This window comes from Oscillibacter sp. KLE 1745 (assembly GCF_000469445.2).
Classification (GTDB): domain Bacteria; phylum Bacillota; class Clostridia; order Oscillospirales; family Oscillospiraceae; genus Oscillibacter; species Oscillibacter welbionis.
Genome location: NZ_KI271720.1, coordinates 37,785 through 51,919, shown reverse-complemented (window position 1 = coordinate 51,919; position 14,135 = coordinate 37,785). Strand labels below are relative to the sequence as shown.

Annotated in this window: 20 protein-coding genes; all 20 read right to left on the bottom strand. The window is 56.8% G+C overall.

Annotated elements, in window-relative coordinates:
• Nucleotides 1-20: 20 nt before the first annotated feature.
• The 20 genes from HMPREF1546_RS08075 to HMPREF1546_RS07975 all read right to left on the bottom strand — a co-directional run bounded on the left by HMPREF1546_RS08075 (nucleotide 21) and on the right by HMPREF1546_RS07975 (nucleotide 14,134).
• Nucleotides 21-734 (bottom strand): DUF3801 domain-containing protein, encoded by a 714-nt coding sequence (locus HMPREF1546_RS08075; protein WP_021749119.1) that lies wholly within the window; start codon nucleotides 732-734, stop codon nucleotides 21-23.
• Nucleotides 715-2,121, bottom strand: a complete 1,407-nt coding sequence (locus HMPREF1546_RS08070; protein ID WP_021749120.1) for a relaxase/mobilization nuclease domain-containing protein — start codon at nucleotides 2,119-2,121, stop codon at nucleotides 715-717. Before HMPREF1546_RS08070 ends, HMPREF1546_RS08075 begins: the two co-directional genes overlap by 20 nt.
• Entirely contained in the window at nucleotides 2,122-2,445 is a 324-nt protein-coding gene (gene mobC / locus HMPREF1546_RS08065; protein ID WP_021749121.1) for a plasmid mobilization relaxosome protein MobC, read from the bottom strand.
• A complete protein-coding gene (locus HMPREF1546_RS08060; protein ID WP_301546142.1) occupies nucleotides 2,442-3,203 on the bottom strand; it encodes a phosphoadenosine phosphosulfate reductase family protein in 762 nt (253 codons plus the stop codon). Before HMPREF1546_RS08060 ends, mobC begins: the two co-directional genes overlap by 4 nt.
• A 219-nt stretch (nucleotides 3,204-3,422) precedes the next feature.
• On the bottom strand, nucleotides 3,423-3,827 hold the full coding sequence (locus HMPREF1546_RS08055) for a DUF6329 domain-containing protein (protein WP_036630212.1): 405 nt from the start codon (nucleotides 3,825-3,827) through the stop codon (nucleotides 3,423-3,425).
• An 82-nt stretch (nucleotides 3,828-3,909) separates the two neighbouring features.
• Entirely contained in the window at nucleotides 3,910-4,695 is a 786-nt protein-coding gene (locus HMPREF1546_RS08050; protein ID WP_021749125.1) for a Fic family protein, read from the bottom strand.
• A gap of 70 nt (nucleotides 4,696-4,765) precedes the next feature.
• Complete coding sequence (locus HMPREF1546_RS08045; RefSeq protein WP_021749126.1) at nucleotides 4,766-4,948, bottom strand: hypothetical protein; 183 nt, start codon at nucleotides 4,946-4,948, stop codon at nucleotides 4,766-4,768.
• 61 nt (nucleotides 4,949-5,009) lie between these two features.
• The gene (locus HMPREF1546_RS08040) at nucleotides 5,010-5,324 is read right to left on the bottom strand and encodes a hypothetical protein (protein WP_051319985.1); all 315 of its coding nucleotides are present in this window, start codon (nucleotides 5,322-5,324) and stop codon (nucleotides 5,010-5,012) included.
• Nucleotides 5,325-5,489: 165 nt separating this feature from the next.
• On the bottom strand, nucleotides 5,490-6,677 hold the full coding sequence (locus tag HMPREF1546_RS08035) for a hypothetical protein (protein ID WP_021749128.1): 1,188 nt from the start codon (nucleotides 6,675-6,677) through the stop codon (nucleotides 5,490-5,492).
• Nucleotides 6,678-6,768: 91 nt separating this feature from the next.
• Nucleotides 6,769-7,185, bottom strand: coding sequence for a VapD family protein (gene vapD, locus HMPREF1546_RS08030; RefSeq protein ID WP_021749129.1), 417 nt, complete (start codon nucleotides 7,183-7,185; stop codon nucleotides 6,769-6,771).
• A gap of 1 nt (nucleotide 7,186) precedes the next feature.
• Nucleotides 7,187-7,498, bottom strand: coding sequence for a hypothetical protein (locus tag HMPREF1546_RS08025; protein WP_021749130.1), 312 nt, complete (start codon nucleotides 7,496-7,498; stop codon nucleotides 7,187-7,189).
• Nucleotides 7,499-7,586: 88 nt separating this feature from the next.
• The gene (locus HMPREF1546_RS08020; RefSeq protein ID WP_021749131.1) at nucleotides 7,587-8,315 is read right to left on the bottom strand and encodes a site-specific DNA-methyltransferase; all 729 of its coding nucleotides are present in this window, start codon (nucleotides 8,313-8,315) and stop codon (nucleotides 7,587-7,589) included.
• Nucleotides 8,305-8,892 carry a hypothetical protein gene (locus tag HMPREF1546_RS08015; RefSeq protein WP_021749132.1) on the bottom strand — a complete coding sequence of 196 codons (588 nt, stop codon included), beginning with the start codon at nucleotides 8,890-8,892 and terminating at the stop codon, nucleotides 8,305-8,307. The genes HMPREF1546_RS08020 and HMPREF1546_RS08015 overlap by 11 nt, the downstream gene beginning before the upstream one ends.
• A 9-nt stretch (nucleotides 8,893-8,901) precedes the next feature.
• Nucleotides 8,902-9,678: a hypothetical protein gene (locus tag HMPREF1546_RS08010; RefSeq protein ID WP_021749133.1), complete on the bottom strand. Its 777-nt coding sequence runs from the start codon at nucleotides 9,676-9,678 to the stop codon at nucleotides 8,902-8,904.
• On the bottom strand, nucleotides 9,675-10,307 hold the full coding sequence (locus tag HMPREF1546_RS08005) for a hypothetical protein (RefSeq protein WP_287554796.1): 633 nt from the start codon (nucleotides 10,305-10,307) through the stop codon (nucleotides 9,675-9,677). Before HMPREF1546_RS08005 ends, HMPREF1546_RS08010 begins: the two co-directional genes overlap by 4 nt.
• Before the next feature lie 14 nt (nucleotides 10,308-10,321).
• Nucleotides 10,322-11,065 carry a hypothetical protein gene (locus tag HMPREF1546_RS08000; protein WP_021749135.1) on the bottom strand — a complete coding sequence of 248 codons (744 nt, stop codon included), beginning with the start codon at nucleotides 11,063-11,065 and terminating at the stop codon, nucleotides 10,322-10,324.
• Nucleotides 11,062-12,222 carry a methionine adenosyltransferase gene (metK, locus tag HMPREF1546_RS07995; protein WP_021749136.1) on the bottom strand — a complete coding sequence of 387 codons (1,161 nt, stop codon included), beginning with the start codon at nucleotides 12,220-12,222 and terminating at the stop codon, nucleotides 11,062-11,064. Before metK ends, HMPREF1546_RS08000 begins: the two co-directional genes overlap by 4 nt.
• Nucleotides 12,212-13,084: a DUF3846 domain-containing protein gene (locus HMPREF1546_RS19900; protein ID WP_021749137.1), complete on the bottom strand. Its 873-nt coding sequence runs from the start codon at nucleotides 13,082-13,084 to the stop codon at nucleotides 12,212-12,214. Before HMPREF1546_RS19900 ends, metK begins: the two co-directional genes overlap by 11 nt.
• Entirely contained in the window at nucleotides 13,081-13,485 is a 405-nt protein-coding gene (locus HMPREF1546_RS07980) for a hypothetical protein (protein ID WP_301546143.1), read from the bottom strand. Before HMPREF1546_RS07980 ends, HMPREF1546_RS19900 begins: the two co-directional genes overlap by 4 nt.
• A 112-nt stretch (nucleotides 13,486-13,597) precedes the next feature.
• Entirely contained in the window at nucleotides 13,598-14,134 is a 537-nt protein-coding gene (locus tag HMPREF1546_RS07975; protein WP_021749139.1) for a gamma-glutamylcyclotransferase family protein, read from the bottom strand.
• Nucleotide 14,135: the final 1 nt, after the last annotated feature.

Below are 14,135 nucleotides of genomic sequence, written 5' to 3'. Positions count from 1 at the left end.
CTGTCTGGTCGTTGACGGTATTATCGTGTCTTATGGTGATTTTTTGTTTTCTGTCTGGCCGGAGCGGACTTCCGATCCAGCTGCGCCCGGTAGCTCTTCAGCCTCTCCAGGACGGAGGGACGCTCAGGCGTCATCCCGGTACTCCCGCTCTCTCTGGGTGTAGAGGAGCTGGTTCTTGTATCGTGCGAGTCTCGTTCCGACCGAAAATCTTTTTTTGGCCTCTGCGCCTGCTGCTGGGCCACAGGGCCCTTCTGGCGGCTCTGAGCGCCCTCCTGCCTCTCCTCCTGTACTGGCTGCTCCTGGCGCCTGGGAGCGGTCTTCTCCGCCTCCTGCGGCCCTTGCCGCTCCGGATGCCGGGATGGTTCCTGATACAGCATCCTCTCAAAGATCTGGTTTGCCCGGTCCAGCTCCGTCACCGGCAGGATCACATCGATGATCTTCCCATGGCCGTCCCGGTCATGGATGGAGGAGTACAGCAGCTTCTGCCGTTTTGCCAGCTTTTGAAACTGATGATACTGTTCCAGGGTCATGGGAAACTGCCGCAGATCGCGTGTCTCCCGCAGCATCTTTCCCAGATTGATCTTACCGGAAATCCGCTTATGGTTTTTGGCCAGGGCCAAGCTGAGGGCCAGCATATTTTTCAAGGCCGAGCCAGATAACCGAACGGCTGCCTCTGTGCCGGTCAGCATCATACGCACCAGCTGATCGGCGGCTTCACCGCCTCCGATATTCATCGCTTCTCACCTCCTTTTCTCTCACTTCTGCTTTCTGAAGTTCCGTTTCTATCTGAGGTATCCGGTCTAAAATCTCCCGGCACAGGGCCAGCTTTTTCCGCTCCTGGCGGATCTGACGGTTGAGTTCCGCCAGCTGCTGATACACCTGCGCCTTTTCCGAGATCAGCTGCTCTCGGGGGATTCCGCATTGCTCCAGGGTGGAGACCGCCTCCAGGTATTGGGCAAACTCCGCCTCCATCCCGGACAGGCCATCCTCATAGAGTTCCCTGACCGGAGCCAGAGCCTCCGCGTCCGCCAGGGCTGAGTACAGCCTCTTCCGCCTCTTTTTCCGCACGTTGAAGATGGTACGCTGTTTGGTCAAGCTGGACAGCGTCTCCTCTGTGCGGGCAAGGAAGGCCATCACATCATCAGGGCCAACGATATTGTTCTCCCGCAGGAATGCAAACTGCTCCCGGTATCGCTCGGCTTTCATTACCTCCTGCCGGAGCTGGGGCGTCATGCGAGGCGGATACTGCCGCTGCCCAACCTTCCCCAGCAAATAGAGGTAATGAATATAGAGGGCCAGAAAGCCCTTGTACTTGGGATGGGGTGTGTAGGGTCGATAGACTGTCCGGGGCAGGATGGCAGGCCGCCGCCCCGCTTCGATGGCAGACAGGTTCCCCTGGATGGCGGCACGGATGCCCTCCTCCGTGAACAATGGATCTTTCCTGCCGGGAACGAGAAAACGTTCCTGTCCCCGCAGGCGGAAGCCCAGCCGGTTCCCGTGGCGGATCTCATAGCCCTTGTGCTCCATGAGCAGGAAGAAGTGGCCCAAGTCGTTGGCATCCTGGATGGCCTCCCGCAGATCCGCCTTCAGCAGACTGCGGAAGGTGGCCTGACCTCTGGATTGGCGGAGCCATTCAACGTAGCTCACCGCTTTGGAGGGTTCCCCCTGCACGATTACAGAGAGACCATGCTCCCGGCACAACCGGTCTGAGATGGCCCGGATCTGCCGGTAGTAGCTCTGAGCATTGCTGTGATACTTCTCGCCGGTGTCCGCGTTGACGGAATTGAAAAGGATGTGGGCGTGGATGTGCTCCTTGTCCACATGGACGCCGATGACTGTCTGGTAACCGGGTAGGTGCTCTGAGGCGAACTCTTTTGCAATCTCCAGAGCCAGCTCCGGTGTGATCTCGCTGGGCCGGAAGGACTGGATCATGTGGTAATACTGGACGCCATCCTCCTTTCCATAGTCCCGCTTGGTCTCCAGCATCTGCCGCACCTCCCGGTCAGGCTCACAGTTCAGGCGCGCGGTGAGAATCTGCTCCTGGGTCTTATCTCCGTTGAGAACATAGCGGACCCCCACATCCAGGCGGCCCTTGCGGGCCAAGATCTTGGTGACTGCCATCTACTTCTTCGCCACCTGGTACATCAGCTCATAGACCTGATCCAGCAGGTACAGCCCGCGTTTGGCATCCTCCGGCCTGGCGATCCCGGCGTTGACGCTGCGGGCGATCTGGTTGATGTTGTTTCCGATGTGATGGATCTCCGTGCGCAGGTCCTTGATCTCCTGGGCAGGACGGGCTTTGACCGGCCTCCCCTCGATCAAGCGGACCAGGAAGGCCCGCTTGGTCAGGCCGCATTTCTGAGCCTGACGGCACAGCAGCTGGTACTGCTGTGCCGTGAGTTCGATGTGAAGATGATGCTTTTCATTCCTATCTGGCCGACTCATGCCGCCCTCCTTTTGGAAAGAGGAACAGAACTCTCCTCCCGGATTTCCCGCTCAAAGACTTTTTCCAAGTCAAACACATTGCCGTAAGGGACTCCCATGCGGCTGTATGGCTTCATGGGCATAGGGATCTGGGCCTGCAGTTCCTTCAGCCGTGACCAGTAGTGGGGGAGATACTGATAAATCGCTTTCAGCTCTTTCCGGTTCTTGTTCTTGCAGCACCAGCAGGAGACCCGGTCCAGGATGTCATACAGCCTGACGTCGTTTTCTTCCCAGAAAAATCCCCGCTGATAGCAATATTCCAAACAGTCTGCCTCTGTTATCCCCTCCTCGGCCAGCGGTGAGCATTTGGGTGCTTTCAGCTTTTCCAGGCGGTCCAGCTCATCCGCGGCGATCCCAACATAATGCTTTTCCGCATCCAGCGCTAGACTATCCAGGGCGTTCATTTTCAGTTTGGTTCCCCAGCGGCAGGGGCCGCCGCACCAGCCGTAGCCGTGATGGAAGCCATTTTTTCTGGAGTTGATTGGCTTCTCCAGCATATAGTACAAAAACGGGGCATCCGGCTTCACCTCTGTGAAGCGGATGCCCCGCTGCTCCAGAACCGGCCTCATCCGATCCCGAATATCATAGATAGCTTGAAATTCCATTTCCGAGTTGTAAAAAATCACTTCATCCAGTGGCATCCCTTTCTCCAGTAATAGCAGCAGCATGGCAAGAGAGTCCTTGCCGAAGCTGACACTGGCGATATGCCGCAACGTCACGCTCCTTTCCACGGCCAAGGGCCGCGGCCCTTTCCGCCCGCAGGCGGCATTGGGGTCAGGGGGATACCCCTGCAAGCGCGCGGATGTACATCCGCGCTATGCTTGCGCCCTCTCCGCCAGAGGCGGTGAGGGCCTCGGCCCCGCTGGGGCCGTCTCTCAGCGGTAGGTTGATTGGATGTTCTTTTAGAGATGCGTTCTCCAGCAAGAGAAAAGGACGGGTCATCTGTCCCGTCCCTTCTGGCGCTCCCGTAGCTTCAGGTTGTAATGCTCCATCGGAATATCCCGCAGACTTAGGCGCAATTTGTCCCGGATATAGGCTGAGTAGCGGGCATAGTCATAGCCTTGGGCATCTATGAGGATACCGTCTCTCCGGCTCCGAACTGTTATCAGCAGGCAGCGGGTCACACCGTGCTTATCTGTGCCCATGATGGTCTGGTTCGTCGTGATAAATGGAGCTTCCTCACCCAGGTGTGCGGCATAGTGCTGGTACTGCGCCTCGGTCAGCTCGATAATCTTGACCACCTGGAAGGGGGATTGCCGGATTATATGGGTCAGGGCATCCGTCAGCTCCCGAACACGTTCCGCTTTGCAGACAAATCTCGCCGTCTGGATAGGAGCTGTCAAGGCTTCACCTCCTTTCAGGTGCAATGTATTTGCACCCATAGAAAAATGGCATGGTGCAAATACATTGCACCATGCCATACGGTTATCGCTCTTGGTCTGGCTCTTTTTGCCTCCGTTTTGAGGTGCGCTCAATCGGCACCACAAACCCTTCCGCCAACGTTTTATATTCCGACTGTTCTTCCAAGAAGAACTGTTCCAACGCCCCATACGCTCCCTTTGTCTGCGCCGCATTCAGGGCGTGGTAATACTCCACTTTTCTGCCGTCCCGGATGATGAAGGGAACGATGTCGTTTTTCAGGCACTCTTTAAACAGGATGATCCGCCCGGTCCTGCCGTTTCCATCCTGGAATGGATGAATCGCCTCAAAGTCTGCATGAAATTTTGCCAGGTCCCCAAGCGTATGCTGGGGGATCGTATGATACCACTCCAGCAGCTCCGTCATCCGTCCCTCCACCTCTTCCGGCAGGGCCGTGACAATATCCGAGACCATGTTTCTCCTGCTTTTATATTCTCCAACGGGATATCCATTGGCGAGATCCTCAAAAACACCGCTCTTCAGCTTATAGTGATACCGCTTGATAAGCTCATGAGAAAGGGGCAGATCGTATGTTTTCAACATCTCGTTGAACATCAGGAAATGCCCTGTCATTTCCTCCACGTCTTTCGCACGGATCACGGCATCTTCAGAGCTCAGTGTCCCGGTGTCGAAGAGGGATGCCGTCTGTTTCTCTGTCAGCGTGCTTCCCTCGATCTTATTGGAGTTGTAAGCCATCATCCGCTGAGTCAGCGCATAGATGCCACTGCGGTCGTTTTTTTGCTGTTCCACTTCAAAACGGTGGATCAGTTCCTCAACAAAATGGCCGGTCATCCACGATTCTCCCCTCTGATCTCTTGATCCGCCTCCCGTTCAGGAATGACGGCATTTTTCAAACACCTCATCATTCATGTTCCAGGCAGTCCAATTCGAGATATTGATAATCGGAAGAACGAAAGTCCCACGGCGTAGTAGCATTGAGTTCCTCACACACTTTCTCCGCTGCCTCCTCACTCCGCACATATCCGACAAACTGGCAGCCAGCATCCATATTGTCCAAAAAAATTAAAAAGATTTTAGATTCCATATTCCCTTACTTCTCCTATTTGTAATTATATTTTTCAGAGTCATAGATGCAATGATTGAATTTATTGCGCTTCTGCTGGAGTGTCATTCGTGTATTCAATCTCACAGTTACAACCAATCAGCTGCCCGCCGCATACTGGACATTGCTCCACATCGCAGTTGGCGTGATGGTAGTGTCCCAGCTTCGCGCCGCAGTCATGGCACCGCTCATCAGGCCATGCAAAGTCCTCATCGCCATACTTGATCCGCTTATAATACTTGCCTCTGGAATATACCCCAGGCCATGTGCAGCCATCCACCTTCAGCATCCGGCCTCCGCAAATCTCACAGGGGGCGCCGCCTGCCGCGATCAGAGCCTCGATTTCTTTTTGGCCCATGTTCCATTTCCTCCTTTTCTTCGCTGTGTCCTTGACTTCAATATACCACAGGAAGGCGCTGCCATCCATCTAAATCCGCAGACAATGTGCTGTCAAACCTCATCATTTTCACTCTTGATATGCGAGGAAAAACCACACGCTGTGAATGGCATTCTCTGTCTGCGCTTACCTCTCCAGGTCTCTTTGCTTGATTTCTTGCCTCCGCCTTAACTCCGGCGCCAGCTCCAAGAGCTGACGTACCCGCTTCTGCAGATGGCGTTCAATAGCCTCCAGGCGGTACTCCGGCCAGTTCAGCCGGGGATGGCGGTGGAAGGTGAGGCCGATGAGCTTTCGCAGCTGCCGGGCCTGGATGGGTCCCATGACCTCCTGGCAGACACTCTCAAAACTGACGCTGTAGGCCGTCCCACGGGTCTTGGCATAGGAGTCCAGATCCTGGAAATCCTCTGGCATGGCGAAGTTGAACAGGGACATCCCATTGTCAAACACAGGCGCCGCGCCGGTGACCTTCCCGGTGTGGTTGTCCCGCAGGACGCCGAAGTTGCCGAAATGTCGGTCCTCATTATAGATCACCGCATCAAACACCAGCATACTCTTGATCTGCTCATAGGCTTCCGGTCCAAGTTGCCGGTAATACTCCAGGCAGGCTTTCAGGCCACCCTCCCGCACAATGCGACCGATCGGGATATAGGCGGTGTTAATATCCGTGAACAGCTTGCAGCGGGAGGCCAGGATGCCCTTCCAGTTTTCCAACTCGTAGGCCACCGCATCCAGGCCCATGGCCTGGGCGACCTGGCTGGCGTAAAACTCGCTGTACGGCTCATTCCCGGTGTTGGCCGCGCCGAAGGTTCCGCCTTTGTACAGATAGATGCCCTCGCCCTCGATAAATCGCCATGCCTTGGGGAGCATCCCGTTGGTGGTCAGCTCCGGCGAGGTGGTAAAGGCCGCGTCGCTCTGTCCGATGCCGGTGTAGGCCACCAGGGACAGGATCTCAGAGAAGCGGTTCTCATATAGATTGTACTGGGCAAATGTCCCGGTAAAACCCTGGGGCACCACCCAATAGCTGTCGTTCAGGGACAGGCCCTTGCACACGTCGATGATGCCCTTGGTGTCGTTGACACTCAGGCCATAGGTTTTCAGAATCTCCGCCACATAGGCGCGGTTCTTGGGGATCACCCGCCGCTGCAGCCATTTCACCAGCCCGTCGTCCGTCAGCTCCAGGTCCAGGGGGAACAGTGCCCGATCTTCTTCGTCGATGCTGTGGATCTGCGCTTTCAGGCCCTCAATACCCTGCTCAGACAGAGAGAAGGACAGAAGGTCGGTGTCGTATAGCCGCAATACATACGCTTGCTCCATGCGCTGTCCCTCCTTTCTCCCTCATTATATCGGCCCCCACATATTTACGCAAGGGGAAACGGGACACAAACAGTTCTGTGTTCCAGACGGGTCACCGCTCCATTGCAGAATGCCGCTTTCCGGCATGAAGATGCCCTGAGTGTGTTGGCCGCGGAGCGGCCGCCTCCAGAGGAAGTGCCTCCAGCTCCACAGACAGGGGACGAGAGGCATTCTCCAGCACCTTCTTCAAACTGTGCTGAACCCCGATATTGGCCACGTCGATCTCATTGACACATCGGCTCAGCCAGGGGAGCGCCATTGCCAGCTGCTCCGCCAGACTTACCACATCCAGGGTCGTCATTTTGTCCAGGGAGACATAGGCGGAGGACTGCCGGTGCTCAAAGCCATGGCTCTCCATAAACCGACGGATGTCGTAGTAGGCTTGCGTTAAGGAATGCGGATAGTATTTCTTTAGGGATTCCTGACGCAAGTCGAAGGTAATCTGCTTCCGGCTTCCGCTGCTGGCCATATCAGGTCACCTTCCATCCCTGGAGCTTTCCCGCCTGGGCCAGCAGATCCTCCTGTGCGCCGTTGTCATCCTGCCAAACGCAGGAGGAGGCCAGGTCAGGGAACCACTCTGTCCGCAGCAGCGCCATGATAACCGCCCATAAATCGGCAAAGTCATCCGCGCTGCCACAATCTGCACAGGAAAGCACCGGGCCATTCTGAACACAGTGCAGGCCATGAGCCGCGAAGTTCTTTTGAACCGTCTGCCGCACGGCAGCCAAGGTGTAGCCCTGCTGCTCCACTTTCTGTTGGTCAAAGGTCATGTCAACTCTCATCTGTCTCACCTCCCTTTTGCGGGCTTGCCCACAAAATACCTCACCTCCACCGATCTATCCACTCTTTTTCCCAGACAGTCCCCGCAATTCACGCACACGGCTCCAGCTCCCGCGTGATCCGCTCTCTGGCCAGCCTTGCGTACTCGTCCGTGACCTCGATGCCGGTGGCGGTGTAGCCCTCCAGCACGGCGGCCAGCACGGTAGTACCGCTGCCGGCGAAGGGGTCCAGGATATGGCCTCCCGGCTCGGTGATCTTCACGATGTCCCGCATGAGCTGGAGTGGCTTCTCCGTCAGGTGGATGCGGTTCTGTGGATTGCCGTACTTGAATACACCGGGGAGGCAGGGCACCGGGCGGCTGATGGGCATATCACCATTGGAGCCCCAGACAATGTACTCCGCCTGCTGCCGGAACCGGCCCTTCTGGGGCCGGCTGTTGCCCTTGTCCCAGACAGCGGTGCCGCGCCAGATCCACCCCGCCCACTGGAGGGCATCGCTGGCCGCAGGGAGCTGACGCCAGTCAATGAACATACACACCGGGGCGCCGGGCTTGCAGAGCTTCCGGGCGTCGCCAAGCCACTCCGCCGCCCAGCGGGTCCAGGATCTCTGGTCCTTGGAGTCCCCATCAAAGGGCGGGGGCGCGTGGTCGCCCATGCTGGAATACTTCTTGGCGGTGGATTTGTTCTTCTCCGCCTGGGTGCGCCCCCCGGAGGCGTAGGGCGGATCGGTGATGACGGCATCAAAGGTTCCGGGGGCAAAATTGGGAAGCAGCTGCAGGGCATCACCCTGGATGATTTCCCACTTGGGATTATCGTTCATAGGCGTATTTTCCTTTCTTCTTTTGATGGGATTTTGGAGAAGGTGTGTAGTCAGACAGCTCGGTGTCCACATATTCGCTGATGATGTGGAGTGCCTCCTCATAACTGCCGGAGCTGGTGACACGGCGGAACATCTCATCCGCCTGGCCCTTTTGACCTGCTTCCTTCAGCAGGCGGGAGGCCCGCCCCAGGATGTTGAAAATGTTCCCGTCCTGACCCTCCAAGCGCATGGAGGGCTTTTTCTGCTCCACAAGGTACCCGCCCAGCTGATTGGGGACATAGTCGCTCAGCCAGGTGCCACCAAATTGCGCGTGGGTCTGCAGGCGCCACGTGGCCAGTTTCCCCACATCCAGTTTGACGCGATCAAAGGGGAACAGCAGGTTGGTCAGCCCCTGATGCTGAAACATAGAGACGTTTTCAAACCGGCTGCCGTCCAGCAGGATACCCGCCTCCGTCAGAAGGTCGTTGATCCCGTCCACCCACTCCCGGAGGTTGCCGCCGCAGCCCTGGAGGATCAGGCCCTCCTGTCCATCCATGCGCCGCAGGTCATCTGTTGTGATTTGTTGAATCTCTGCCACGCTCTCCTCCTATCTGGCCCGCCCCCGCTTGGGGCGGGGCCGTGTCTTTTCCAGCCGCTTCTGGTCAAATATGACCGGGATGCCCAGGTCATGCGCACGCTGCGTCTCAGCCTGCATTTCAAGTGTAAGAACCGGGCCATACACATTGACCTGCTGACAGAGCTCCACCAAACGCAGGCCCATCTCTTGTGCCGCCTGTTCTTGAACAGGATCGCCGGGGGCGGCGATAAGTGTGAACAGGAGGTTCGGGCAGATCGGGATATCTCCGCCCTGAAACACCGCCCGCGCCGTTTCTTTTGCGAGGGTGATATTCTGCTCCGCTTCTCCCCGCAAAGGCGTGCAAATATACACCAGTTTGGGGCCACTGCGGGTGTCATGCTCCGGTACTCTCTCCCGGAAAGCACTGAGATAATCGCTTGTCGCCTGCCGGATCACCTGATAATCTGCCGGCGTCGGGTGATATGCGTACCAATCCGTCTTGTCGTCATTGACCCAGATGTGGGGGGTGACGCCGCTTTTCAGGTAAGGATTGTTGGGGATCGCTTTTTTGCCCCACACATCCTCCAGGCGCAGAGTTAATTTGTCCACCACTCCCAGATCGTTGTCCAGCAGGGTGACACGGAGGGCCTCATAATGGTCCGCGTGGCCCATGGTCACAAATTCTGCCCGCACCTGCCTGCCCGCGTCAAGACCACCCACACAGGCGCGTCCCACGAAGGCCGGAGCGTGAATGATCTTCCCGTCTCCAAACAGCTTCCGCAGCTCCTGCTCGAAGAAGTTGCTCACCGCTCCACCTGCCTCTCCTTAATTTTTGCCTTTGAAGTCTCCGGCTGACCCGTCTGCGGCGCCAGTTCATCCCTGGAATCATCCCGGATGACGGAGCGGCCCCGGCCGCTAATGACCAAAGTATCCGGCGTGTCATTTTGAATCTCCTCACCGCTGATTACCAGCGCAGAGCCGGTCAACCGCACATCGCCGGACACCCTGCCATAGACGGCACTCTGGCCGGAGAGCATGGGAACGCCTCCGGTATCCTGGTTATACACGATCACCGCAAAGCCGGATGCTCTGGCATGATTCGTGAGGGTCGCGCCCCGGATATAGGCGTCATCCTCCGCTCGGGCATGGCCGGCCAGGAGGGTTCCACGGGACACATAGGCATGACCGCAGGCAATGGCATTCCCACGCAGGTAGGAGCCCTTGTCCACATAGGCGTCATTGCAGGCAATGGCGTCGTCAAAGAGCCAGGCATCATCTCCCGGCCTGAAGGACAGGTTGTCCTCGCTCTCCACAAAGCCGCCCAGAGTCCCGGTCTTGACCTCGCTGCCGATGTCCCGCAGGGCGCGGATGCGGTGGAGGAAGGGGTACTTCTCATGGGCGATCTCGGTGATTTCATATTTCTGATTGGTCGTCATTATCATCTCCTCTCTTACGCAGCTTCTCGGAATAGATCCAGCTGCTCGTCCTCCTGCCGAAACGCCGCGTCAATATCTGAAAACCGCTGGGTGCGGTTGAATTTCTCTGTTGCCTTGCCTGGCAGGGCCTGCAGCTCCAGCATCCTGGCCCACAGCTCCGGGTGGTGGTCATAGAGATGGCGCAGCTCCCGGCGCTTGGCGTTGGGACAGAACCAGCATCCACCCCGGTCGGTAAAGGCGTAGACAGGAGAAAGGAGTCCCGCTTTCTCGCAGAGCTCCCTGGCATCCTGTTCTGTGCAGTTGTACTTCTCCAGGAGGGATACCTGATTCCGCCCAAGCCGCAAGAGTCGTTCCTGCTCGTCCTTGGCAATACCAATATACTGGATCGTGTCGGGAGGAATGCTTTTCTGGTATCGCCGGATGGGCTTTACTTTGCAGTCACGCTGGATGGCACACCGCCCGCAGATGGGGAAGGAACGCAGCATCCCCCTTTTAGGGCCGCGGGTGATTCGCCCGGTGAACAGATCCAGATAGGTCTTTTCCCCACGGAGCACAGTCACCTTGATCCCCATGCGCTCCAGAGCCGGAATGCCCTTGGTATAAATAAAGTCCCGGTGTTCCGGGACTTCGCCTGAGATATTCTGATCAAACATTACTTCGCAGTAAACCGCCTCGTCTAATGGTTCCCCGTACTTCTGGGCCAGCAGGATCGCTCCAAGGCTGTCTTTTCCAAAGCTGCAGGAAGCAATGTATCTCAACGCCTGGACGCCCCCGCTTCTTTAAACCGGCAGATCTCCGCCAGAAGCTCCGTCTTATTTGTCCGCTCCCAGGGGGCGTCCGCGTACATAAAATGTCCATAGTTGCAATACTGCGCGAAGATTGGCCTGTCCAGTCCCAATGTGCGGATCATTCCATCCGGAGTCCAATCAAACGCCATGTGAACAGCCTGTTCCAGCACAGTGGCGGCATACTCGCCGGTCCCGTGGGTGTCAATGTCCACCGCCACAGGTTCCGCCTTACCGATGGCGTAGGCCAGAGAGACCGTGCACCGCTCCGCCAACCCGGCAGCCACAATATTCTTGGCGATATACCGAGCCATGTAGGTTCCGCTGCGGTCCACCTTCGTCCCATCCTTTCCAGACAGGGCTCCGCCCCCATGGGGGACAAGTCCGCCGTAGGTATCCACCATGAGTTTGCGGCCGGTTAGGCCGGTGTCCGCCTCAAAGCCGCCCAGAACGAAGCGGCCGGAGGGATTGATCAGGATCTCTGTCTCCTCATCCGGGGGCAGCTCCTGCAGTGCGGGCATGACTACATATTCCATGACCTCCCGACGTAGGTCCTTCAGAGTCTTGTCCGGCTCATGCTGGCAGGAAATCACAACGCTGGTGATCCGGCTGGGCAGGCCGAACACATACTCCACAGACACCTGCGCTTTACCGTCCGGCCCCAGCCCCCGGATCGTACCTGCCTTTCGAACATCGGTCAACAAGCGAGTCAGGCGGTGGGCCAGTACAACGGGCAGGGGAAGCAGCTCGTCCGTCTCCAAACAGGCATAGCCGTACATGATTCCCTGGTCACCAGCCCCCTGCTGAGGGGATGCAGTCTTATCTCCCCCCACAGCCTCCGCAATGTCGGTACTTTGGTCGTGGGTGATGACCTCAATCTCATATTCAGTCTCATAGCCGGCTTTTTGAACGGTTCTGGCGACGATGGCGGGGATATCCGGAATTACTTTGGCCGTAATCTCGCCCGCCACCAGGATCTTCCCGGCTGTGGCCAGGGCCTCACAGGCAACGCGGGCGCTGGGGTCGTATTCCAGGCAGTTGTCCAGCACGGTGTCCGCAATGGTGTCGCACAGCTTGTCCGGGTGCCCTTCGGTGACCGACTCCGCGGTCTGGATGTATTTATCTCTCATGTCCTTTTGTTCCTTTCGGTTTTGTTGTTTGAATGCCCAGGTTTTCCACCTGTTGGATTGCTGCCTGCCGCCGGGCTTCCTGCACACAGTGCCGCAACGCCCTTTTCAATGCTGCTACGGGCAGCCCATTCTGCTGGTATCCTTCAAAAATCACTTTATAGTTATAGCTGGAGGGCCTCGCCAATTGCGGGAACCTATCCTCTGCCATGACGTAAGCCATAACTGAAAACTCCTGTCCGTTCAGATCATGCACCATGATCTGCTGCTTGTTGTACAAATTTGGATATCTCTCATAGGTATCCAGGCTGTTCTCACACTCCTGCGTGATCCTCCACAGAACGCCATGTACTTTGCCTCCCGCCTTCCGCGCTATGGTTTCCAATCCGTTTCCGGCAGTGTTGCCGCGAAAAAGGAGTTCATGGTCCTCAAGGACAGCGGGACCCATCACATGGGCATCCGGGCAAAGCCCCGCCATCTTTTTTAAGTTGACATTCATGCCGTAGGCAAAGTACAGCTTCTCTTTCTGTGATTTGGCTGGAACGGTCAGAACTATTCTGCTGTCAAACAGCTCTTTATAGCGCCGGATCTGGTCATCTGTCAGGGAGACAAAGTTTTCCTCCCCAAGGCCGGTCACAAAAAATGTCCCGCAGACAATGTCATACGGGACTCCATGCTCATCCATCAAAGGCCGGTTATAGGGCAGGCCCAGCAGTTTGGCCTCCTCGTTTGCAATGATCGCCACCGGCTCCTCGTAAGGATAGATCGCCTCAATATGGCCGCCTACGAGAGCCTGCATAGCTTTCAAGCCCTCGATCTCCCGCACATAGCAGGGCTTCAGTGGTTCCACGACTAATACTTTCACGCCCGCTCCCCCTTCCCGCTTCGTCTCTTTGTTCTGCCTCTGTATAAATAATTGCGATCCGGTGTGGGGCGCGCCTCCCGCATCCGATCTGTCTGGTAACAGAAAATATAGAATTTCTGCTTATCCGGGAACAGCCGGAGGTGGTATCTGTATTTGCTGCTGTCCATGCGGAAGGCATAGAAGGTCTGCCGGTCAGACATCCGCGCCTCTGGATGGGCTTGGCAAAACGCGATCATGGCGGGAAGGCTGCCTAACATCTCGCCGCTCTGCAGTTCACCGATCAGCTCATACAGCTCTTTGCGAAACGTGAAGGAGTCAAGTCTCTTGTTATTAGGCAGCCAGGTCACCATAACATCATCTCCGACTTCTTCCCCTAAGAACACGCCTCTTAGACACCCCATCTGGGCCTCCTCCTGCAGCTTGGATGTAAACAGCGGATCGAGGCTGCCATCCGCCGCATCATAAAAAGGAAACTTCCGTCCTGACATCTCCGCGCCATCTTTCCGGTGTATGTTATCGTTCCTGGTCATGCTTCTCCTTGGGCGGTTTACCCCGTTTACCAACCATCTGGTTGATCCGCACCGTCTCCTGATTCACCTCTCTGGCGCAGTGTTCCCAGGCCTTTTTCAGTTCCTCCACAGGCAGGCCGTTCTGGCGGTAGCCGTCCTGGATGCCGCGGTAGTAGAACGCAGAGGGCATCGTGGGGGACATCCACCGTTCGTCGCCCGTCATCACATAGGCCATGACTGTGAGCTGCTTGCCCTCACTGTCTCGCACTGTCACCTGCTCTTTTTCATACAGCCGGGGATAGCCCTCATAGAGATCCAGAGACTGTTCACAGGCTGGGGTGATCCGCCACAGCAGGCCGTGTACCTGACCCCCTTCCTTGGGAGCGATGGTGGCCACGCCGTTTCCTCTGGTATTTCCCCGGAACAGCAGCTCATAATTCTCCAAAATGATAGGGCTCACCATATGGGCATCTGGACAGCGGTATGCCATCTGCTTCAGGTTGATATTGCTGCCGTATGCAAAATACAGCTTTTCCGCCATC